The following is a 20,025-nucleotide window of genomic DNA, read 5'->3' as shown; positions in this document are numbered from 1 at the left end:
CAACAAGCGACTTGCGGTCCGGCCGATGAAGTCCTTCCTCCTTGTCCTGGTGCTCTGCCTTCCGCCGACGCTCGCCCGCGCCATGGATTTTCGCATCGAGGGCGAGACGATCCACGCCAGCGGGACGATCGAAAAAGGCGACGCCGACCGCTTCGCCGCCACCGTCGCGCCCAGGATCGACGGGCCGCTCTTCACCGTCTCCTTCGATTCGCCGGGCGGAAGCCTCCTCGAGGGCATGCGGCTCGGCGAGGCGATCCACGCCGCCTTCGCCGGCACGTTGGTCGAACGCGGCAGGAGCTGCCTCAGCGCCTGCGCCATCGCTTTTCTCGGCGGCAAGGCTTTCGGCACCTACGCCCATCAGGTGCGCCGCGAGATCGAGCCCGGCGCCCGCCTCGGCTATCACGGCTTCTTCTCCGGCCGGGAAGATCAGGTGGAGCTGGTCAACGAGGTTCTCGACCAGTCGCGGCTCGTCAACGCCCTCCTCCTCGACTACGCGACGCGGATGCGCGGCATCGACGGCGGGCTCCTGTCAGAGCTCCTGACGACCGCTCCCGCCGCGATGGAGATGATCGACACGCCGGCGGAGATCGCCGGGCTCGGCATCACTCTCGTCGGCGATCCCCTGCCCCTGCCGGAAGACTGGCCCGCCATCGCCTGCCGCAACGCCGTCCAGCGGATGATCGGCGCCTTCGCCGACGCAGGGCCGCTCGTCGGCACCGCGGAGAATGCGGCGGCGAGCCTCGAAGCCCTGCGCCGGACGATGCTCGACGACAAATATCCCGCCGAGGGCGGCGCCGGCGACCTGCGGGCCGCCCTTGCCGGGCTCGATCCGGCCGATGCCGTGGATCTGATGGCCGGCGAACCAGTCTATGCCGATCCCGACGATCCGCCCCGACGCGTGGCGCTGAACCGGGGCGGCGGGTTTCTCGGCAATGCCTGCTACGCCATGGCCGACGCGAGCGTCGTCACCACCATCGTCGTCGACGGCATCGACCACAAGGCGACGTTCCGGCAGGACGATCCGCTCTTCGCCTTCGATCCGCACCGGCCGCTCTGGTAGCCCGTCGGCAGGGAACGCCCCCTCACCGCCCCTGGGTCATCAGGATCTTCACCGCAAAAGCGGAAAACACGCTGGCGAAGACATAGTCGATCGCCCGGGTGATCTTCGGCTTGCGCTTCAGGGCCGCCGCGAGCCGGTCCGCCGCGACGATCATCGCCAGCGAGAACGGCGTCGCGAAGACGATGAAATAGATCCCGAGGAAGAACAATTTGCCGCCGGCATGGGGATCGCCCGCGGCGATGAACTGCGGCAGGAAGGTCACGAAGAACAGGATGATCTTCGGGTTCGACAGGTTGATGCCGATCCCGGTCAGCCAGCTCGCCTTCAGCGACGGCGGCGCCTTCTTCTCGCCCTTGGTGTCGAGCCTGAAGGTCGAGCCGGAGCGGATCGCCTGGACGGCGAGGAAGATCAGATAGCCCGCCCCGCCGATCTTCAGGGCGAGGAATGCCTCCGGCGAGGCGGCGATCAGCGCCGACAGGCCGACGGCAGCGAGCGTCGTGTGGATCAGCGAGCCGGTCGAGGCGCCGGCGAAGGCGGCAATCCCCGCGGCCCGTCCGCCGGCGAGCGTGCGGCCGAGAAACAGCGTCATGTCCGGGCCCGGCGTGATCGTCAGGACGAAACAGGCGAGGGAGAAGGCGAGAAGGGTCGAGAGGTCGGGGATGAAGGTCATGAGGTCGGCGTATCCATCGTCTTCCCGATCCATAACGCCGCGAGCTGCCGGAGACCACCCGTTTTGCGGGCCGTCCCGCGGAAGTCGGGCGCCGGCTTGTTCCCTTCGCCCGTGCTTTTGTGTAGACGCCCGTAAACCACATTTTCCACCGGGCAGACGCGAAACACCATGACCCTCCCACGCGACGTGAAAAAGGTCGTCCTCGCCTATTCGGGCGGGCTCGACACCTCGATCATCCTGAAATGGCTGCAGACCGAACTCGGCGCCGAGGTCGTCACCTTCACCGCCGATCTCGGCCAGGGCGAGGAGCTGACGCCGGCGCGCGAAAAGGCCGAGCGGATGGGGATCAAGGAGATCTACATCGAGGACGTGCGCGAGGAGTTCTGCCGCGACTTCGTCTTCCCGATGTTCCGCGCCAACGCCGTCTACGAAGGCACCTATCTCCTCGGGACGTCCATCGCGCGGCCGCTGATCTCCAAGCGGCTCGTCGAGATCGCCCACGAGACCGGCGCCGACGCCATCGCCCACGGCGCGACCGGCAAGGGCAACGACCAGGTTCGCTTCGAGCTTTCGGCTTACGCCCTCGATCCGGACATCAAGGTGATCGCGCCGTGGCGGGAATGGGAATTCAGGTCCCGCACCGACCTCATCGATTTTGCCGAGAAGAACCAGATCCTCGTCACCAAGGACAAGCGCGGCGAAGCGCCCTTCTCGGTCGACGCCAACCTCCTGCACTCCTCCTCCGAGGGCAAGGTTCTGGAGGACCCGGCCGAGACCCCGCCGCCTTACGTCTTCATGCGCACCGTCAGCCCGGAGGAAGCGCCGGACAGGGCGACGATCGTCACCATCGGCTTTGCCAAGGGCGATCCGGTCTCGATCGACGGCAAGGCGATGAAGCCGCACGAGCTCCTGGCGGCGCTCAACGATCTCGGCCGCGACAACGGCATCGGGCGGCTCGATCTCGTCGAGAACCGCTTCGTCGGCATGAAGTCGCGCGGCGTCTACGAGACCCCCGGCGGCACCATCCTTCTCGCCGCCCACCGGGCGATCGAATCGATCACCCTCGATCGCGGCGCGGCGCATCTGAAGGACGAGCTGATGCCGCGCTATGCCGAGCTGATCTACAACGGCTTCTGGTTCTCGCCGGAGCGGCTGATGCTGCAGGCGGCGATCGACAGGAGCCAGGAGCACGTCGAGGGCGAGGTGCGGCTCAAGCTCTACAAGGGCAACGTCATCGTCGAGGGCCGCGCTTCGGAAAAGTCGCTCTATTCCGACGCCCTCGTCACCTTCGAGGACGATCACGGCGCCTACGACCAGAAGGACGCCGCCGGCTTCATCCGGCTGAACGCGCTGCGGCTGCGCACGCTGGCGAAACGCGACGGCCGCTGAGGCTCGGGAGACCGCCGAAGCGTCCCGCCTCCCCCAAGGTCGGCCCGTCGCCGGTGGCGGTCGATGCCCGCCGCGCCGGGCGCGGCCGTCGCCGGCATCTCTTCGGATGATCCCGTCATCCCCGCCGGCCCGAAAAATTCGGGCCCGCGGACCGCCGGTCAGCTGACGATGCGGATGCGCTTGACGCGTTCGGCGATGTCCTGGAACACCGCGCTCAACTGGCTGGCCGTGGTCACCGGATAGTAGTGCCCCTCGTCCGTCGCGCAGCTCTTCAGCAGCGTCTCGTTCCCGTCGATCACCCGGATCGTGTAGAGCTCGAGCACCGTGCCGTCGGCATTGGTCATCGCCTTGGCCTTGCTGCAGGCGAGTTCCGTGCGGGCGTCGATCGAACTGCTCGCGCTGGAATCGTACCAGCGGTCCTTGGTGTTGTCGCCGTCGGTGAGGACGATCATGATCTTCTTGGCGCGCGCGTCGGTGTTCGCCCCCTGCAGCGGATAGTCGCTGGTCAGCGCCTCCATGCCCCACTGCACGCCGATGCTGATGTTGGTGTTGCCGGAGGGCGTGAGTTTGGTGACGGCGGTCTCGACGGTGTCGAGATCCTCGGTCAGGCCGACGACCGGCTGCAGCGACGAGCTGGCGCTGCAGTCGTAGGACCGCGTGTAGAGCGTGTCGACGGTGCTGGCGGTGGCCGCGTCGGACTGCGTGTCGTAGGGCTGCAGTCGGTCGATGATGCAGCCGGTGAAGCTTCCCGTCACCTTGGTCTTCGTCAGGCTGCGGTTGTAGACCGTGGAGGTCGAGGTCGTGCAGCTCGTATAGTTCGAATTGCTGCAGCTGTAGGTCACCCGCGTGACGGTGAACATCTGGGCGGGCGTATCGGCGGCGGTGTAGACGTATCCGATGTAGCGCTTGGCCGAACTGCTGTAGCCGGCGAGATAGGTTCCGGTCGTGCCGAGCACGAAGCCGGCCGCCGTCGTCGAGCAGTAGCTCTTGTCCGGCGACGACATGTAGCTGCAGGTGGCGGTCGGCGTCGACAGCATGGTCATGCTGGCGCTCTGGATCTTTACCTCGGTGTCGAAGGGGATCATCGCCACCTGCACCTTGCCGATGCCCGTCGCGCCGTCGAAGCTGTCGAGGAACAGCTTCACCGCCGCCTGGAGCTGGGTCATCTTGCCGTTGCTGGCCATCGAGCCGGTGGAATCGAGCACCAGCACGATGTCGAGCGGCGTGTCGGCCTGCTTGACCTCCGATTTCACCGACATGTCGAGCGCGTCGATGTGCATCAGCCCGAGAAACGCCGTCGGCATGGAGAAGTCGGCGTCGTAGACCCAGGAGCCGTCGACCTTCGAGAGGCTGGTCGAGCCCACGGTGATGTCGGGATCGATGTTGGCGGAGAAATACATGTTGGCGCGCGACAGCCGCTCGGTCTCGTCCGAGCCGGAATATTTCGCCGCGGTCAGCGCCGCCGCGTCGGCCGCGGCCTGAACGCTGGTCTTCTCCCGCAGCGCGTTCGAATAGTCGACGGCGCCGCCGAGCGCGATCAGGAGCGGCACGGCGGTGAGACCGGTCATCATGCCGAAGTTTCCGGCCGACGAGTGCCGGAAGCGCCGTGCCAGCGCCGCAAGGCGCCGCAACGAACCCGTGGCGAGGGGGCGTGAGCTCATTTTCGATCGGTCCAGTCCGGCTGATGACGAGCCGGAAGGATCGCAGAAATCCCCTAAGGGTCGATGTCCGCAATCGTTCGAATGCGATGCAATCGGCGCGTGATCGCCGCGTGACCCGGCGGCAGGTGGTGCGTGCCCGGGGGCGGGATGGCGGCTCAGCGCGTCCAGTAGGCGGCGATGTAGCTTTCGCCGGCCGGAACCCCGCCCTCGTCGCGGAAGTGAAGCCGTGCCCTGCGCGCCAGTTCGCGCTCGCCGGCAATCCAGACGAAGCGGCTCTCGCCCGGCTTCGGCAGCGTCACGGCACGCGCCCGCTCGAAGATGTCCGGTGTCTCGCCGCGCTGCAGCCATTCGATCGACATGGCGTCCGGAAGCTGCAGCTCCATGCGGTCGCGCGGGTCGGCGAGTTCGACGAGGACGTGGCCGCGACGCACCGGCGGCGAGGCCGCGAGGATGCGGCGGATCGCCGGCAGCGCCGTCTCGTCGCCGGCAAGCAGGATGAAGTCGCCCGGCGGCAGGGTGCCGCCGCCCGGCCCGGCGAGGCCGACGACGGCGCCCTCCTCGGCCTGCAGCGCCCATGTCGTCGCGAGGCCGCCCTCGTGCAGATAGACGTCGAAAAAGAGGTGGCCCGCACCGACGTCCACTTCGGCGGTGGTGTAGGCCGGGCAGTGCAGCGCGTCCTCGCCCTTCGGCCAGACCGTGCGGCCGGCGCGGCCGAGCTGCGGCCAGACGGGCGCGCGGTCCCGCGGCGGAATGGCGAGGCGGAAATGCATGCCTCCGGCGAGGAAGTCGGAGACGCCGGGCGCCGCCAGCGTCACCCGCAGGAAATTCGGCGACAGCTTCCGCCTTCCGACGAACCGCGCGGTGCGGAAATTCGGCGGAAGCGTGCCCTCCGGCAGGTCGCCGCTCCACACCATGCGCTCCGAGAGCTGCGGCGCGGTCTGATCGAAAAGGAAGAGGACCGCCTCGCGCATCTCGTGGATCCGCGCGAGGTCGGCGGCGCCGATCGCGACTTCGAGGCCCTCGCCGAGGAGCCGCAGCCTTATGGCGGCGGCGTCGAATTCGACCGACAGCCCATTCTCCTGCGCCTCGTGCCGATAGCCGTATTCCCGCACCTCGGCGGTGAGATCGGCGACGAGCGTGTCGGGAAGCGGGCCTTCGGCCGTTCCGAGGGCATTGGCGGGAAACGTCATGGCAAAGAGACCTGATCGGTTGCCGGATGCGGCGAAGACGGGAGACGGCGGCGGGCCGCGCCGCCGGGCGAGCCGGAGGGTCGCTTCATGCGGCATGCCCCCCGGCGCCCCTGCGCGCCGCAAGGATGAGGAAGCAGAGACTGCCGAAAAGACCCGCGACGAGACCGCCCGGCACCTGCCACGGCGTCACCGCGACGCGGCCGAGCCAGTCCGCGACGACCATCAGCAGCGCCCCGGCGAGCAGCGTCGCCCCGACCTGCGGGGCGAGACGCCTGACGCCGGCCATCCGGACGAGATGCGGGGCGACGAGGCCGACGAAGCTGAGCGGCCCGATCACCATGGTGGAGGCACTGGCGAGGAGGGCCGAAAGGAGCAGCGTTAAGGTCTGGGCGGCGCGCACCCTCAGGCCGAGCGCCTGCGGCACCGCGGCGCCGAGGTCGAGCAGCGCGATAGGCCGGCGGCAGAGGAGAACCATGCCGGCGGCGGCGGCGAGCAGCAGGCCGAGCCCGATCGCCTCGGGCAGGCTGACCAGCACGGTCGAGCCGGACAGCCAGGCAAGCAGCGCCGTCGCCTCGAGGGACGCGTTGGCGAGCGCGATGCGCACGATCGCATCGAGGAACACGCCGAGGGCGATGCCGGCGAGGAGGACGGCGGCGATCTGGTCGCGGTGCCGCCGGGCGAACCACAGGACGAGCGCGGTCGCCCCGATCGCCCCGCCGAAGCCGCAGAGAAGCAGCGCGGTCCTTGAGATGACGCCGAGCACCAGCACCGCGAGGACCAGCGCCGCCGCGGCCCCGCTGCTGATGCCGAGGAGTTCGGGGCTGGCGAGGTCGTTGCCGACGATCTTCTGGACGAGCAGTCCCGACAGCGCCACGGCGGCGCCGGCCGTCAGCGCGCCGAGCACCCGCGGCAGGCGGGTGAGGAGAAGGGTGCCGTCGCGGGCCGGATCGAGGAGCTCGAAGCCGCCGCCGGTGCGGCCGAGAAACAGCGCGACGAGAATGGCGAAGGCGAGGCCTGCCGCGAGCGCCGCGAAGAGCGCCGGCCCGGCGTCGCGGAAGCTGCCGGCGGAACGGCGCAGAGGCGGGTTCGGCCGGCTCGAAAGGCGGCTGCGCGACAGAAGCGCGAAGAGCACCGGCGCGCCGAACAGCGCGGTGACGGCGCCGGCCGGAACCAGCCGGTCGCCGGAACGCGAGAGAAGCTGCGCCGATGCGTCTGCGGCGAACAGCGCCAGCGCCCCGAGGCCGGCCGAGGCGACGAGCGTCGCCGCGACCGAGCGCGGCCGGCACAGCCGGACGATGGCGGGGATCGCCAGTCCGACGAAGCCGACGATCCCGACGCGCGCAACGACGGCGGCGGTGAGCGCCACCGCGACGACGAGGACGAGGAGACGCGCGGTCTCGGTCTTCAGGCCGACGCTGCCGGCGACGTCGTCGCCGACCGCGAGGATGCCGATCACCCGCCGGGCCGCGAGAAGCGCGGCTGCGGCGAGCGCGAAGGCCGGCAGGAGCACTGCGGGCCCCGACCAGTCCGACTGGGCGAGATGGCCCGATCCCCAGAGAAACAGGAAGGCGAGCTGCTGGCCGTTGAAGAGGACGAGACCGCTGGCGGCGGCGGAGAGGAACAGGCCGACCGCCATGCCGGACAGGGCGACCCGCGCCGGGTCGAAGCGGTGGCGCCGGCCGATCAGATAGACGAGGCCGCCCGCCCCCATCGCGCCGAGAAAGCTCCACGCCTCGGGCGGCAGGAAGGCGGCGGCGCTTCCGGCGAGCGTCGACAGAGCCAGGGCGAAGGACGCCCCGGACGCGACGCCGAGGGTCGTCGGCGAGGCGAGCGGATTGCGCAGCACCGCCTGCATTGCCGCGCCGGCGAGGCCGAGCGAAGCCCCCGCGAGCAGCGCGACGGCGATCCGCGGCAATGTCGCGTAATGGAACATCACCGCCGCGAAGACGTCGTTCGGCGGATCGAAGAGGCCGAGCCGCGCGACGGAGACGGTGACGCGCGGATCCCATCCCGCCGCCGAGGCGAGAATGCCGACGGCGGCGAGAAACGCCCCGACGCCGAGGAGCCGTGCACCCGGCGCCCACGGCATGGCGGCAATCAAGGCGAAGCCTCCGTCAGCGCTTCGGTGATCGCATCCGCCATCGTGACGGCGGAAACGAGGCCTCCGAAGGTCCAGGTGACCGAAAGGCGACGAACCGCCTTCGCCCGCGACGCCGGCAGCGCCCGGCCAAGTGGCGTGTCGAAGACCCGCGCCATCTCCTCCTCGCCGACCGGGCCGGCGACGAGGATCGCGGCGTCGGTGTCCCCGGCGAGCGCGCTCGGTTCAGACAGCGCGAAACCCCATTCGTTGACGTCGCCCGCATAGGCGTCGACGAGGCCGAGCCGGGAGAGGACGGTCGCGGCGACCGAGTTTTTCCCGTGAATGCGGAGCGTGTTCGCGTCGACGAGGCGCACGAAATAGACGTGCCGGCCCGCAAGACCCGCCTTTCGCAGCTTCTCGGCGTCCCGGTCGAAAGCTTCCCGGGTCTCGTCGATCAGCCGCTCGGCCGCCGCCGACCGGCCGGTGAGCCTGCCGATCTCGCGGGTGCCGGAAAGGATCGCCGCGAAGGTGTCGCCGCCGGTGCCGTTGAAGGTCACCGCCTGCACCGGCGCGATCGCCGCGAGCTTTTCCTTCAGCGGCAGGAGATGGGCGTGGGAGAGGATGAGATCGGGCTCGAGCCGCGCCAGTTCCTCGAGATTCGGCTCCTGCCGCAGGCCGATGTCGGCGACGCCCGCCGGAAGTTCGGGATGGCCGACCCAGGCGCGATAGCCCGGCGCGTCGGCGATGGCCGCGGGAACGATGCCGAGGGCGAGCAGCGTTTCGGCCGCCGCCCATTCCATCGCGACGATCCGCGCCGGCGCCGCCGCGCCCGCCGCCGCTGCCGTCCCGGCGGCAGCGGCCGGTGCCGAAAGAAGCATTGCGAGGCACAGGAGAGCGGCGAGACGACCAGGGATCGTGATCGGGCGCGTCGGCATCATCTCGGCTCCTGCTTCACAACGGGTAGACGATCGGCGGCCCGGCCTCGGCCGCCTGCAAGGTGCCGATCGGCAGGTCGTAGATCGCCGACAGGACGCCGGCTCGTTGAATCGCCTCGGGCGGGCCGACGAAGACCGGCCGGCCGGCCTTCAGCGCGATCAGGTGGTCGGCGAAGCGCAGCGCCATGCCGACGTCGTGGATCGCCATGACGATGGTCAGCCGCCGCCGGTCCCGCAGCGATGCGAGCAGCCTCAAGACTTCCATCTGGTGCTTGAGGTCGAGCGCGGCCGTCGGCTCGTCGAGCAGCAGGCAGGACGGCTCCTGCGCCAGCAGCATCGCCAGCCAGGCCCGCTGGCGCTCGCCGCCGGAAAGGCTCGCCATCGCCCGCTCGCCCATGTCGGCGAGCCCGACCTGCGCGAGCGCCGTCGCCACCGCCCGCGCATCGCGGACGTCATGGCGCATGAAGGCGCCGCGCCAGGGATAGCGGCCCATCCGCGCGACCTCGACGACGGTCATCGTCGCCGCTTCCGGCGGGTGCTGGGGGAGCCAGCCGACCCGCCGGGCGAATTCCCGCGGCTGCCGCTCCTCGATCGGCTGGCCGGCGAAGGCGAGCGCCCCCTCGCTCGGAGCGAGCTGCCGGGCGAGCAGCGAGAGCAGCGTCGACTTGCCGGAACCGTTGCGGCCGAGCAGCGCGACGAAGCGGCCGGCCGGAATGGCGAGATCGATCGGCGAGAGGATCCTGACGCCGCCGAGGACGACCCCCGCGCCGCGCAATTCGAACAATGCGGCGCCCGCGGCTGGAGGTTCCGCGGGCGCCGGCTCGCCGGAGATGGCGTTTCCGGCCATCACCGCCCAGATCGTCCCGGCCGCCGCGCACCGGACGGCCGGGGCCGTCGCAGGGCCACGCGCCGCGCCACGCCGGCGCGGTGCGACATAACAACGCGCCCGGCAGAGAAATCGGCGGCAGGGCCGCCGTGGGAAGCCGCGACCGGGGCGGCGGCGGCTGACGCCGCAAGACTCGGGAAGAGCAAGGTTCGAGACATTTCGGGCTCGTCTTTCGTCGTCCGGCGCGGGTCCGGAGCGGCCGGGCCACCGCGCGGCGGCATGCCAGTCGGCAGCCAATTTTATAGACATTCCAAAGAGATGGCGGAGCGTCCATGTGGCCTTGACCGGCACTGCTATTTTATCATGATAAAACGAGTCAACAAACGCTTCCCGCCCCTGGTGCGGCATGGTGCGGCTGTTGCCGAACGGCAACGGATTCTGGAATTGATCGAAATCTCTCGGTGCATTGGACGGCCAGGCCGGGGCGGACGCGCGTCCCGTTCGGGCGCAGCGCCGCATGCCGGCGGTTTACCCTGTCGCAAGCCTCGCTCCTTACGATGCCCCAAGGTCAGAGTATGTGAAGGTTTGCCGTGTCGAAGGCCCGCAACACGCAATTGCCGGCTGCAACCGCAGCATCCGTCGGCCTGTCCCCCGAAACCCGGGGCCCCACGCCGAACTCTTCGACCGACCGCATCGCCACGCTCGAGACCCGGATCGCCGTCCAGGAGGCCCTGATCGCGAGGCTGCAGGCCGAGCTCGCCCACAGCCGCAAGATCTTCGAGCGCGCCTCCAACGCCGCGCAAATCGGCGTATGGGAATGCGAGCTCGACGACTGCACCCTGCGCTGGAGCGACGTCGTCTACGACATGTTCGATCTGCCGCGCGGATCGACGCTCGATCGGGACGAAATCCTGGCGTTCTATCCCGAAGCCACGCGCCTCGAACTCGAGGACATCAGGTCGCGGGCGATCCGCGAGGGGGGCGGCTTCAGCCTCGACGCCGAGATCACCACGGCGCGCGGACGTCCGCGCTGGATCCGCATCACCGCCACCGTCGAGTGCGAGGCGGGCGAGCCGGTGCGGATCTTCGGAATGAAGCAGGACATCACCGCCGAGAAGAACGCGACGCTGCGCCTGCGCCACATGGCCGAGTTCGACGCGGTGACCGGCCTTTCCAGCCGCAGCCGCTTCCAGTCGCGCATGGCGGAGGCGTCGAACGCTGCGGCGGCAGGTGCGCCCGTCGGCGCGCTGATGCTGATCGACCTCGACCACTTCAAGCAGGTCAACGACGCCTTCGGCCATCTCGTCGGCGACGACTGCCTGCGGGCGGTCGGGCGCCGGCTCTCGCGCCTCCATGCGACGAGCGACTGCGTGGCGCGCATCGGCGGCGACGAGTTCGCCGTGGTCTTCGGGCCGGAGACGCCGCGCGCCGTGGTGGTGCGTCTCGCCGGCGCCGTGGTGCGGACGATGCGGCGTCCGATCGAGATCGCCGGCCGGCACATCGAGCTCGGCGCCTCGGTCGGCATCGCCTTTGCTGACGACGGCAACTCCGAAACCCTGCATGCCCAGGCGGACGGCGCGCTCTACGCGGCGAAGGCTGCGGGGCGCGGCGCCGTGCGGATCTTTTCCGGAACGGGCGGCGAGCATCTCGCCGGAGCGCGGCGCGCCGCCGCCGAGCTGACCGCCTGCCCCTGAGGCTGCCGCTCGCCGGCGCCGCGCCGGCGCCGGACTGGTTCAGCGCCGGAGCACCCTTCCGGCTCCGCGCGAAGGCATTTCTCGGCCCCTGCCGCCCCCGCCGGTCGGCGGCGGCTACCAGCCGATGCCGCGCAGTCCCGGCTGCAGATCGGCGGCATGGCCCGGCAGTTCCTCGTTCTCGAAGAGATCCGGGAAGGCCTTGGCGAGCCGCGGCAGCGACAGCAGGATCTCGCGCAGATGCACCCGGACGGCGGCGGCCGCCTCGTCGGCGTCGCCGCGCCGGATCGCCGCGAGGATGTCGCGGTGCTGGTCGATCAACAGCGTCATCGGCGAGGCCTCGGGCAGCGAGAGATAGCGCACCCGGTCCATCTGGGCCTTGCCCATCTCGATCACCCGCCACGCCTCGCTGCAGCCGACCGCCTCGGCCAGCCCCTTGTGGAAGGCCTCGTCGAGGGCGAGGAAGCCGGCATGGTCGTTCGCGGCCGCCGCCTCTTCCTGGCGGGCGATCACCCGGGCGAGATCGCGCAGCGCCGGCGCGTCGGGCGACAGGCAGCAATGCCGGGCGATCGCCACCTCGACCGCCTCGCGCACGAAGCGGGCGTCCGCCACCTGGCGCGGCGACACCTTCACCACATAGGTCCCGCGCTGCGGCAGAACGCGGACGAGCCCGGCCTCGACCAGCTTGATCACCGCCTCGCGGGCCGGCTGCCGGCTCGAGCCGAAGTTCGCGGCGATCTCCTTTTCCGACAGCGGCTGCCCCGGCTTCAGCGCCATGGTGATGATCGCCTGGCGCAGCGCCGCATAGATCTGCGGCGCCACCGCCCCCCTCTCGTCGATCTTCAGCATCGCTTCGAAATTTCCACTTGCCAACTCCGCATTCATACTACCATACTAGCCAGACCAGGCAAGCGGAACGAGGGAGAAGTCGGCCGCTGCCCTGATCGGGAGGTTCATCGTCACATGTTTCGCAAGGCACTCGCCGCGGCCGCGCTCGTCGGCTGCATGATCGTCGGCGCCGGCACCGCCGCCCGCGCCCAGGACTACCAGCTCAACGTCAACACCGCCCTCACCCAGCAGGACCCGATCTACAAGGGCCTCGAGGCGTTCCGCGACGGCGTCGCCAAGCGGACCGACGGCAAGGTCGAGATCCGGCTGTTCCCGAGTTCGCAGCTCGGCAAGGACGAGGATGTACTGGAGCAGGCGCGGGCCGGGGCAAACGTCGCCGTGCTCGTCGATCCGGGCCGGCTCGCGGTCTTCGTCAAGGATCTCGGCGTGCTCGGCGGGCCCTATCTCGCCAAGGGCTACGACCAGTATCGCAAGATCACCCAGTCGGAGTTGTTCGCGGGCTGGGCCAGCGATCTCGACAAGAGCGCCGGCCTGAAGATCCTGTCGTTCAACTGGTGGCAGGGCCAGCGCAACCTCGTCACCCAGAACGCCGTGACGATGCCGGCGGACCTTTCCGGCGTCAGGATGCGCACCCCCGGCGCGCCGGTCTGGATGGAGACGATCAAGGCGATGGGCGCGACGCCGACGCCGATGGGCTGGACCGAGGTCTATCCGGCGCTGCAGCAGAACGCCATCGACGCCGCCGAGGCGCAGGACACCGCGGTCTACGGCGCCAAGCTCTTCGAGGTCGCCAAGCACCTGACCAAGACCGGCCATATCGGCCTCCTCACCGGTCTCGTCACCTCCAGCCAGTGGTTCGACTCGCTGCCCGAGGATCTGCAAAAGATCGTCATGGAGGAAGCGCTCGCCGCGGGCGACGTCGCCTCGCACGGCACCGAGGATGCGATCTCCAAGGTCGACGACGAGATGAAGGCCGCCGGCATGTCGATCGACGAGATCGACGTCACGCCCTTCAAGGAGGCGACGGCCGGGGTCTACGAGACGCTCGGCTACGGCGAGCTGAAGAAGCAGGTCGACGCCGTCCTTTCCGGCAAGTGACGGATTTTCCCCACCGCGAGACCGGGCCGGCGGCGTTCCGCACACGCCGCCGGCCCGCCCCGCGCTGATCGGCGACGCGCCCCATGTCTTCCCTCCTCGCCCGCATCGAAGACCTGATCGGCCGCCTGCTGCTTGCCGCCGTCGTCGTCTTCGTCTTCATCGGCGCCGTCTCGCGATCGATCGATCGCCCGATCATCTGGACGGTCGACATGGCCCAGGCGGTCTTCGTCTGGCTGTGCTTCTTCGGGGCGCTGAAGGCGATGCGGCTGAAGGCGCATATCGGCGTCGACTATTTCGTCGCCAAGCTCCCCTTCCCCGCGCGGCGGGCCATCGAACTCGGCCTCGCCGTCCTGGCGCTCGCCTTCCTCGCCGCCATGGGCTGGTTCGGCGTCAAGCTGACGCTGCTCAACACCGCGCGCGTCTTCGGCGACAGCGGCATCTCGTATGCCTGGGTCACGGCGGCGGTGCCGGCCGGCTGCATCGCGCTCGGCATCGTCCTCTTCGTGCAGATCGTCACCGCGCTGCGATCGGGCGGCCTCGTCTTCACCGCCGAGCCCGGCACGGTCGGCGATGCCGACACCAGCGACGCGCCGGGCCACGGTGAAGCCAAGACCGTGCGCACCGCCGGCGAATTGTGAGCGATCCCCGATGTTGCTGCCGACCATCCTGTTCTTCGCGCTGATGCTCCTCGGCATGCCGATCGCCTTCGCCATCGGCATCGCCGGCTTCTCCTTCTTCCTCACCAGCCAGTTCATCCCGGTGTCGATCGGCATCCAGCAGGTGGCCTCGGCCTCGCAGAGCTTTCCGCTCCTCGCCGTGCCGCTGTTCCTGCTCGCCGGCCACATGATGAACAAGACCGGCATCACCCGCCGGCTGATCGACTGTTCGAACGCCCTCGTCTCCTGGATGGCCGGCGGCCTCGCCCAGGTCTGCATCCTGCTCTCGACCTTCATGGGCGGCGTCTCCGGCTCGGCCGTCGCCGACGCGGCGATGGAGGCGCGGGTGCTCGGCCCGGAGATGATCCGCTCCGGCTACGGCAAGGGCTTCACCGCCGCCACCATGGCGGTCGGTTCGCTGATCACCGCGACGATCCCGCCGAGCCTCGGCCTGATCCTCTACGGCTTCGTCGGCAACGTCTCGATCGGCCGGCTCTTCCTCGCCGGCGTCATTCCCGGCGTCATGATGATGGTCGCGCTGATGACGACGGTCTGGATCGTCGCCAGGAAGCGCGGCTATGGCGGCGACACGAGGTCGCTGCCGGACCGGCGGACGGTCGGCCGCACGCTGTGGGAGGCGAAGTGGGCGCTGATCTTTCCGGTCGCCCTGCTCGTCTCGATCAGGAGCGGCGTCTTCACCGCCTCCGAGGTCGGCGCCTTCGCCGTGGTCTACGCCCTCGCCGTCGGCATCTTCGCCCACCGGGAACTCACCTGGAGCGCGCTGCAGGAGGCGCTGTCGGAAAGCGTCGTCGACATCGGCGTCATCACCGTCATCATCCTTTTCTCCGGGATGGTCGGCTATGCCATCGTCTTCGAGCGGGCGCCGCAGACCATCGCCGAGGCGCTGCTCGGCCTGTCCCACGAACCGATCGTCGTGGTCTTTCTGATCCTGATCTTCGTCTTCGTCTGCGGCCTGTTCATCGAGGCGACGGTGCTCGTCCTGCTGCTCACCCCGATCGTCCTGCCGATCGTCCAGCCGCTCGGCGTCGACCCGGTGCATTTCGGCATCCTGATGATGACCATCGTCACCCTCGGCGGCATGACGCCGCCGGTCGGCGTCGCGATGTACGCCGTGTGCAGCATCCTCGATTGCCCGATCGAGGATTACGTCAGGGAATCGATCCCCTTCGTGGCGGCGATCCTCCTGGTCGTTACGATCCTCGCCTTCCTGCCGGGGCTCGTGCTGTTGCTGCCCAACCTTCTGATGTAAAGCCGGCCGGGTTCCGGCTCCGATCGAAGAGAAGAAAAGGAAAGACGATGCGGCAGACCTGGCGATGGTTCGGCCCGGGCGATCTCGTGAGCGTCGACGACATGCTGCAGGCAGGCGTCGAGGGCGTCGTCTCGGCGCTGCACCACGTGCCGACGGGAACCGTCTGGACGCCGGAGGCGATCGCCGGCCGAAAGCGCGAGATCGCGACCCGCCGGGACGGGACGCCGTCCGGCATCGCCTGGGAAGTGGTCGAGAGCCTGCCGGTCTCCGAGGCGATCAAGAAGCAGACCGGCGACTTCCGCGAGCATGTCGAGAACTACAAAGTCAGTCTCGCCAATCTGAAGGCGGCCGGCATCGAGACCGTCTGCTACAATTTCATGCCGGTCCTCGACTGGACGCGCACCGACCTCGCCTTCCGCGTCGCCCACGGCGGCACGGCGATGCGTTTCGACGTCGTCGACTTCGCCGCCTTCGACATCTTCATCCTGCAGCGGCCGGGGGCCGCGGCGGACTTTCCGCAGGCCGTCGGCGCCGAGGCGGAGCGGCGCTTCGCCACGATGGACGACGCGCAAAAGACGGCGCTCGCCAGAAACGTCGTCTTCGGCCTGCCCGGCGCCGCGGAGCATTTCAGCCTCGACGACGTCCGGGCCCATCTCGCCGAATATGGCGCGATCGACGAGGACCGGTTGCGCCGGAACTTCGTCGACTTCCTTTCGGAGGTCGCCCCGCTCGCCGAGGAGCTCGGCATCCGCCTCTGCTGCCACCCGGACGATCCGCCCTTCCCGCTGCTCGGCCTGCCGCGGATCATGTCGACGGAGGCGCAGTACAAGACCGTCATGGAGGCCGTCGACCTTTCGGCCAACGGCATCACGCTGTGCTCCGGCTCGCTCGGCGTCAGGCCCGACAACGACCTGCCGGGGATGATGCAGCGGCTCGGCGCACGGGTGCATTTCCTGCATTTGAGGAACACCACCCGCGAGGGCGACGGCCTGCCCTGCTCGTTCTACGAGGCCGAGCATCTCGGCGGCGACACCGACATGGTGGCGCTCGCCGCCGCGGCGCTTGCCGAGGAGAAGCGCCGCAGGGCGGCCGGCCGCGCCGACGCCTCGATCCCCTTCCGGCCGGACCACGGCCAGGACATCCTCGACGACCTCAGCCGCAAGGCCCAGCCCGGCTATCCGGCGATCGGCCGGCTGAAGGGCCTCGCCGAGCTGCGCGGCGTCATCCGCGGCCTGGAGTTTTCGCAGGCGGCGACCGCGTCCGGCTGAGCCCCGCCCCCGCTCAGATGCGCGAAAGCGTCGCCGCGTCCTCCGCCCCGTCGAAGAACGCCTCGAGCGCCTGGCGGAAGACGGCCTTCTCCGGCGCTGCGCGGGAAAACAGCGTCATCGAGGAATGGAACTTCATGTCGTCGGGCGAGCCGAAGATCGCGTGGGCGCTCTTGCCGCGATGTTCGAGCACCGCCCCGGTGCATTCGGCGAGGCGGCGGCCGAGCACCGGATGAGCGAGATAGTCCTTCGCCTCGGCGAGCGACCGGATGGCGTAGCGCTGCGCCATCGCCGAGGAACCGAGCCCCTCGATCTGTGGAAAGACGAACCACATCCAGTGGCTCTGCTTGCGGCCGGCCTTAAGTTCGGCGAGCGCCCGGGCATGGACCGGTGCCTGCGCCTCCACGAAGCGGTCGAGCGACATGTCGGGCCTCCGTCTTGCGTCGGCGATCGCCACGGCGCCGTGCGACGCCGGGAGATGCCATCACCTTTCGAAAGACCTAACGCGCTACAGCCGCTTTTCGAAGAAGAAGTCGGGATAGGGATCGTCGTTGAAGCGCTCGATCTCCCGCCAGCCGGCGTTGCGATACATGGCGATCGCCTCCGGCAGCGCCTTGTTGGTGTCGAGCCGGAGCACCGCGATGCCGAGTTCGCGGGCGATCGCCTCGACCCGCGCCATCAGCCGCTTCGCAAGGCCGAGACCGCGCGCCGCCGGCGCGACCCAGAGCCGCTTCACCTCGGCATAGTCCGGGCATGTCCCCTTCAGCCCGACGCAGCCGATGGCAGCGCCGTCGCGGTACGCGACGAGGAAGGCGCCGCGCGGCCGCAGCATCGTCGCGGCATCGGGATCGGCGGAAAGAGCGACGTCGAAGCCGCGGTCGAAGCGTCTCGCGAGTTCGGCGTAATATGCGCCGAGGCAGGAGCGCGCGTCGCCGGAGCGCGGATCCGTCTCGCGAAATTCGATCGCCCCCGGTTCCTGCGGGGCTTCCGGCATCGGCGCGGCCATACCTCCGCAACCTGCCTCAGCGGATCGGCTCATGCACCGTCACCAGCTTGGTGCCGTCCGGAAACGTCGCCTCGACCTGGACGTCGTGGATCATCTCGGCGACGCCCTCCATCACCTGATCGCGGGTGATCACCTTGGCGCCCGCCTGCATCAGGTCGGCGACGCTCCGGCCGTCGCGCGCCCCCTCGACGACGAAGTCTGTGATCAGCGCGATCGCCTCGGGGTGGTTGAGCTTGACGCCGCGTTCGAGCCGCCGCCGCGCGACGACGGCCGCCATGGAAATGAGGAGCTTGTCCTTCTCGCGGGGCGTCAGCTGCATGGATGTGTCCCTCTCGGTCTGTGGTCGCGCCCATGATAGTGGTTCGGCGGACCGGCCAGCAATGCCAAAAGCCGGCATCGGCCGCGCCGAAGCCGGCTCTCGCCGGTCTCAGAACGACCAGATCCGCGGCACCGCGCTTTGCGAGAGCAGCGCCAGGGCCGGGACGAGGCTGCGGCGCAGCAGGAAGCCGGAGGGCGCGACGATGCGGGCGACGACGAGACCGTCGACGAGGCTCGCCCCGCCGCGGTCGCCGACGATGCCGCGCAGGGAGGCGAGCACCGTCTCCGGTCGGTCGAGGCGGGCGACAAGCGTCGCGAAGGCCCGGTTGCCGGCGAGCGCGGCCGGCGCGGCCGCGTCTTCGGCGATCCGCCCGTCGAGCCGCGTCTCCTCGGCGAAGACGAGACGGCCGCCGACGCGGATGCGCCAGCTTTCCCGAAAGAGGCCGCGCTGCACCGTCTCGCCCATCATCTCGCGGCCGAGGATGACGCTCTCGCAGACGACGAAACCGGAATCCTCGTCGGCATCGAGCTCGAGCCGGCGCGACAGCGCGCCTTCGTCGAAGAGGATCGTCTCCTGGGGCAGGAAGCCGAGGAAACCGCCGGCTTCGACCCGCAGCCGCGTCGCGACCTCGGCCCGGCCGGAACGTGCACGGTAGATCCGCTCGCAGGCCTGCGTGGTCACGGCGAGGCGGGCCCCCGCCGAGACCGTGAAGCTCTGGTCGAGGCGGTCGCCACCGGTCAGCCCGCCGGAGGTATTGATCAGCACGGCTTCCGTCGTCGTCCCCGGCAGCTTCGGAAAGCGCAGCTTCAGGCAGCCCGCCTGATGGAGGTCGTCGAGCCGCGTGCGGCCGTCGGCGGCCTTGACCGTCAGGGAGAGCCGGCCCCTGGCGCGCTGCAGCGGCGGCAGGGCCACGTCGTTCGGTTCGGCCGGACGCAAGGGCCTGTCACCATCCATCGTGATCGCACTCCGTGCCAACGCTGCGCCGCTCGAGCGTGATCCCGAAAAGTGGGAACCGGTTTTCGGAAAGGATCATGCACACAAAACAAATTCGACCAGGATGACGGGCGAAGCTCATCCCGCTCTCGCTCATGCAGGAGCCCGCGCGGAGCCGGCGGCCGGCCAACTCTGCGGCATTTTTCGGCGGCAGGCAAAGGCGGGTGGATGTCGGCCTGTCGATCGCGTGAAGGCAAGCGCCATCGGCGACGCGCCGAGGCTACCGCCGGCCCTGGCCGCTCATCCTCGCGATGGCGTCGTCGACGAGGCGGTTGGCGATCTGCATGCGGACCGTCGCCTGCGGGCGATAGAGGATCGCGACACGGTCCGGATGGTTGGCGCGGGCAAAGCTGCGCCGCGCGTCAAGCAGATCCTTGACGCTCGACGCGGTCAGGATGTTCAGCTCCTTGGCGACGTCGCGCGGGTCGGTGCTCGGCGCCCCGGCCGGCGGCGGCGCCTCTTCCGCAGCGGCACTCTTGCCGTAGGCGGCCTCGACGTCGGTGGCAAAGCCCCGCCGGCTGTCGCGCGGGGTGTCGGATCGCGGCGGCTCGGCGCGGCGCGGCGTCTCGCCGGAGCCGCGGGATTCCGGCTTCTTCGGCCCGCCGGATGCCGCCTCCGCGCCCGCCGGCCTTTGCGGCGGCGCAGACGCGGCACGCGGCCCGGACGGCGATGGCGCGCTGCGGGGCGCGGCCGGCTCGTCGAAGTCGGAGAAGTCCTCCGCCTCGAGATCTTCCTCATAGGCGGCGCGCGCCGCCTCGCTCCCGGCGGCGGTCCCGGCGATCTTCGGGCCGCGCCGCATGCCGACGAGGGCCATCAGGCCGGACGAGGCGCGGCCGACGGCCGAGCGCCAGCCCTTGTCCTCGTGCCGGGCGGCGACACCGTCGAGTATCTGCTCGAATGACTGGTCGGCCATGGCGGCTTCTTGCTTTCCGATGGGCTGCGATCGATCCCGCCCATGGTGCGCCGGGCTTGCTGAAGCTTTCGTAAAACTGGATTCTTCATCGAGCCTGATGGCGCTTAGCCGGCTCGTCGGTGTAAATCGCCGGGAAGACCTCACGGAACAAGGC

At 69.7% G+C, this 20,025-nt stretch carries 18 protein-coding genes and 1 pseudogene; 7 read left to right on the top strand and 12 right to left on the bottom strand.

The features are described from left to right. The first annotated feature begins 25 nt into the window (after window positions 1–25). Window positions 26–1,060: a COG3904 family protein gene (locus tag J1C47_RS05750; RefSeq protein ID WP_207349754.1), complete on the top strand. Its 1,035-nt coding sequence runs from the start codon at window positions 26–28 to the stop codon at window positions 1,058–1,060. A gap of 22 nt (window positions 1,061–1,082) precedes the next feature. Here the strand turns inward: J1C47_RS05750 and J1C47_RS05745 are convergent, their stop codons facing one another. Next, window positions 1,083–1,730 carry a LysE family translocator gene (locus J1C47_RS05745; protein ID WP_207349753.1) on the bottom strand — a complete coding sequence of 216 codons (648 nt, stop codon included), beginning with the start codon at window positions 1,728–1,730 and terminating at the stop codon, window positions 1,083–1,085. A gap of 168 nt (window positions 1,731–1,898) precedes the next feature. On the opposite strand from J1C47_RS05745, the gene J1C47_RS05740 reads away from it, so the two are divergent. Further along, a complete protein-coding gene (locus J1C47_RS05740) occupies window positions 1,899–3,119 on the top strand; it encodes an argininosuccinate synthase (RefSeq protein ID WP_207349752.1) in 1,221 nt (406 codons plus the stop codon). Window positions 3,120–3,277: 158 nt separating this feature from the next. Here the strand turns inward: J1C47_RS05740 and J1C47_RS05735 are convergent, their stop codons facing one another. The 5 genes from J1C47_RS05735 to J1C47_RS05715 all read right to left on the bottom strand — a co-directional run bounded on the left by J1C47_RS05735 (window position 3,278) and on the right by J1C47_RS05715 (window position 9,769). Then, the gene (locus tag J1C47_RS05735; RefSeq protein WP_207349751.1) at window positions 3,278–4,780 is read right to left on the bottom strand and encodes a pilus assembly protein TadG-related protein; all 1,503 of its coding nucleotides are present in this window, start codon (window positions 4,778–4,780) and stop codon (window positions 3,278–3,280) included. A 155-nt stretch (window positions 4,781–4,935) separates the two neighbouring features. Next, window positions 4,936–5,970 carry a siderophore-interacting protein gene (locus J1C47_RS05730; RefSeq protein ID WP_207349750.1) on the bottom strand — a complete coding sequence of 345 codons (1,035 nt, stop codon included), beginning with the start codon at window positions 5,968–5,970 and terminating at the stop codon, window positions 4,936–4,938. 85 nt (window positions 5,971–6,055) lie between these two features. Further along, window positions 6,056–8,071: a Fe(3+)-hydroxamate ABC transporter permease FhuB gene (fhuB, locus tag J1C47_RS05725; protein ID WP_207349749.1), complete on the bottom strand. Its 2,016-nt coding sequence runs from the start codon at window positions 8,069–8,071 to the stop codon at window positions 6,056–6,058. Beyond that, window positions 8,068–8,988 (bottom strand): ABC transporter substrate-binding protein, encoded by a 921-nt coding sequence (locus J1C47_RS05720; RefSeq protein ID WP_207349748.1) that lies wholly within the window; start codon window positions 8,986–8,988, stop codon window positions 8,068–8,070. The genes fhuB and J1C47_RS05720 overlap by 4 nt, the downstream gene beginning before the upstream one ends. Before the next feature lie 13 nt (window positions 8,989–9,001). After that, window positions 9,002–9,769 (bottom strand): ABC transporter ATP-binding protein, encoded by a 768-nt coding sequence (locus J1C47_RS05715; RefSeq protein ID WP_207349747.1) that lies wholly within the window; start codon window positions 9,767–9,769, stop codon window positions 9,002–9,004. A gap of 632 nt (window positions 9,770–10,401) precedes the next feature. On the opposite strand from J1C47_RS05715, the gene J1C47_RS05710 reads away from it, so the two are divergent. Further along, window positions 10,402–11,505 carry a diguanylate cyclase domain-containing protein gene (locus tag J1C47_RS05710; protein ID WP_342591937.1) on the top strand — a complete coding sequence of 368 codons (1,104 nt, stop codon included), beginning with the start codon at window positions 10,402–10,404 and terminating at the stop codon, window positions 11,503–11,505. 114 nt (window positions 11,506–11,619) lie between these two features. On the opposite strand, the gene J1C47_RS05705 is transcribed toward J1C47_RS05710, so the two are convergent. Further along, window positions 11,620–12,351, bottom strand: coding sequence for a GntR family transcriptional regulator (locus tag J1C47_RS05705; RefSeq protein WP_245396370.1), 732 nt, complete (start codon window positions 12,349–12,351; stop codon window positions 11,620–11,622). Between the two features lie 114 nt (window positions 12,352–12,465). On the opposite strand from J1C47_RS05705, the gene J1C47_RS05700 reads away from it, so the two are divergent. The 4 genes from J1C47_RS05700 to uxuA all read left to right on the top strand — a co-directional run bounded on the left by J1C47_RS05700 (window position 12,466) and on the right by uxuA (window position 16,643). Next, window positions 12,466–13,449 (top strand): C4-dicarboxylate TRAP transporter substrate-binding protein, encoded by a 984-nt coding sequence (locus tag J1C47_RS05700; RefSeq protein ID WP_207349745.1) that lies wholly within the window; start codon window positions 12,466–12,468, stop codon window positions 13,447–13,449. 83 nt (window positions 13,450–13,532) lie between these two features. Then, a complete protein-coding gene (locus J1C47_RS05695) occupies window positions 13,533–14,087 on the top strand; it encodes a TRAP transporter small permease (RefSeq protein WP_207349744.1) in 555 nt (184 codons plus the stop codon). Between the two features lie 10 nt (window positions 14,088–14,097). Further along, window positions 14,098–15,375 carry a TRAP transporter large permease gene (locus J1C47_RS05690; RefSeq protein WP_207349743.1) on the top strand — a complete coding sequence of 426 codons (1,278 nt, stop codon included), beginning with the start codon at window positions 14,098–14,100 and terminating at the stop codon, window positions 15,373–15,375. 47 nt (window positions 15,376–15,422) lie between these two features. Next, window positions 15,423–16,643, top strand: a complete 1,221-nt coding sequence (gene uxuA / locus J1C47_RS05685) for a mannonate dehydratase (RefSeq protein ID WP_207349742.1) — start codon at window positions 15,423–15,425, stop codon at window positions 16,641–16,643. 13 nt (window positions 16,644–16,656) lie between these two features. Here uxuA and J1C47_RS05680 read toward each other — a convergent pair whose 3' ends face one another. The 5 genes and pseudogenes from J1C47_RS05680 to J1C47_RS05660 all read right to left on the bottom strand — a co-directional run bounded on the left by J1C47_RS05680 (window position 16,657) and on the right by J1C47_RS05660 (window position 19,871). Further along, on the bottom strand, window positions 16,657–17,064 hold the full coding sequence (locus J1C47_RS05680) for a DUF1810 domain-containing protein (RefSeq protein WP_207349741.1): 408 nt from the start codon (window positions 17,062–17,064) through the stop codon (window positions 16,657–16,659). A gap of 84 nt (window positions 17,065–17,148) precedes the next feature. Next, a pseudogene (locus tag J1C47_RS05675) lies at window positions 17,149–17,604 on the bottom strand (GNAT family N-acetyltransferase); the annotation flags it as partial. Window positions 17,605–17,662: 58 nt separating this feature from the next. Next, the gene (locus tag J1C47_RS05670; RefSeq protein ID WP_207349739.1) at window positions 17,663–17,965 is read right to left on the bottom strand and encodes an urease subunit gamma; all 303 of its coding nucleotides are present in this window, start codon (window positions 17,963–17,965) and stop codon (window positions 17,663–17,665) included. Between the two features lie 108 nt (window positions 17,966–18,073). Then, on the bottom strand, window positions 18,074–18,919 hold the full coding sequence (locus J1C47_RS05665) for an urease accessory protein UreD (protein ID WP_207349738.1): 846 nt from the start codon (window positions 18,917–18,919) through the stop codon (window positions 18,074–18,076). Between the two features lie 259 nt (window positions 18,920–19,178). Continuing rightward, window positions 19,179–19,871, bottom strand: coding sequence for a hypothetical protein (locus tag J1C47_RS05660; RefSeq protein WP_207349737.1), 693 nt, complete (start codon window positions 19,869–19,871; stop codon window positions 19,179–19,181). Window positions 19,872–20,025: the final 154 nt, after the last annotated feature.

The organism is Jiella sonneratiae (assembly GCF_017353515.1).
GTDB lineage: Bacteria > Pseudomonadota > Alphaproteobacteria > Rhizobiales > Rhizobiaceae > Jiella > Jiella sonneratiae.
The sequence above is the reverse complement of the archived record's forward strand: the minus strand, read 5'-3'. Positions and strand labels throughout refer to the sequence as shown.

Bases quoted from the DNA above. Each gene is read 5' to 3' on its own strand.
- J1C47_RS05750 (WP_207349754.1), top strand. From the start codon at position 26: ATGAAGTCCTTCCTCCTTGTCCTGGTGCTCTGCCTTCCGCCGACGCTC.
- J1C47_RS05745 (WP_207349753.1), bottom strand. From the start codon at position 1,730: ATGACCTTCATCCCCGACCTCTCGACCCTTCTCGCCTTCTCCCTCGCC.
- J1C47_RS05740 (WP_207349752.1), top strand. From the start codon at position 1,899: ATGACCCTCCCACGCGACGTGAAAAAGGTCGTCCTCGCCTATTCGGGC.
- J1C47_RS05735 (WP_207349751.1), bottom strand. From the start codon at position 4,780: ATGAGCTCACGCCCCCTCGCCACGGGTTCGTTGCGGCGCCTTGCGGCG.
- J1C47_RS05730 (WP_207349750.1), bottom strand. From the start codon at position 5,970: ATGACGTTTCCCGCCAATGCCCTCGGAACGGCCGAAGGCCCGCTTCCC.
- J1C47_RS05720 (WP_207349748.1), bottom strand. From the start codon at position 8,988: ATGATGCCGACGCGCCCGATCACGATCCCTGGTCGTCTCGCCGCTCTC.
- J1C47_RS05705 (WP_245396370.1), bottom strand. From the start codon at position 12,351: ATGCTGAAGATCGACGAGAGGGGGGCGGTGGCGCCGCAGATCTATGCG.
- J1C47_RS05700 (WP_207349745.1), top strand. From the start codon at position 12,466: ATGTTTCGCAAGGCACTCGCCGCGGCCGCGCTCGTCGGCTGCATGATC.
- J1C47_RS05695 (WP_207349744.1), top strand. From the start codon at position 13,533: ATGTCTTCCCTCCTCGCCCGCATCGAAGACCTGATCGGCCGCCTGCTG.
- J1C47_RS05690 (WP_207349743.1), top strand. From the start codon at position 14,098: ATGTTGCTGCCGACCATCCTGTTCTTCGCGCTGATGCTCCTCGGCATG.
- uxuA (WP_207349742.1), top strand. From the start codon at position 15,423: ATGCGGCAGACCTGGCGATGGTTCGGCCCGGGCGATCTCGTGAGCGTC.
- J1C47_RS05680 (WP_207349741.1), bottom strand. From the start codon at position 17,064: ATGTCGCTCGACCGCTTCGTGGAGGCGCAGGCACCGGTCCATGCCCGG.
- J1C47_RS05670 (WP_207349739.1), bottom strand. From the start codon at position 17,965: ATGCAGCTGACGCCCCGCGAGAAGGACAAGCTCCTCATTTCCATGGCG.
- J1C47_RS05665 (WP_207349738.1), bottom strand. From the start codon at position 18,919: ATGGATGGTGACAGGCCCTTGCGTCCGGCCGAACCGAACGACGTGGCC.
- J1C47_RS05660 (WP_207349737.1), bottom strand. From the start codon at position 19,871: ATGGCCGACCAGTCATTCGAGCAGATACTCGACGGTGTCGCCGCCCGG.